Origin of the sequence: Gilliamella sp. B14384G12 (assembly GCF_016101825.1) — a bacterium.
GTDB lineage: Bacteria > Pseudomonadota > Gammaproteobacteria > Enterobacterales > Orbaceae > Gilliamella > Gilliamella apicola_N.
The window spans coordinates 1-259 of record NZ_JACFPU010000082.1; the positions used below are offsets into that span (position 1 = coordinate 1).

At 44.4% G+C, this 259-nt stretch carries 1 protein-coding gene; it reads right to left on the reverse strand.

The window, feature by feature from the left end; translation table 11 throughout:
* A partial coding sequence (locus H3S73_RS13755; RefSeq protein ID WP_198248946.1) for a DUF6708 domain-containing protein occupies nucleotides 1-259 on the reverse strand: 259 nt, incomplete at both ends.

Consider the following 259-nt stretch of genomic DNA (forward strand, 5'->3'; position numbering starts at 1 on the left):
TCTGCCCGTGAGGCTTTATCAATACCCTCTGGCCAGTTAAATTCAGGCGCAAAGCAGTTAAATAATCGACCCAGCCAAAAGCGCCGCCTGATTTTGCCTTTGTAATTCATCCCCTCCATACCATTCATATAACACAGTAACCAGCGCCATTCGCTTTTATGAACGTAATTGGCATTATCCCATAAGCTAAAGTAATCTATCAGGGTATCGGTTTGTCGGTCGATCACTGCCGCAAAAATCTCCTGCTGAAAAAAGAAGC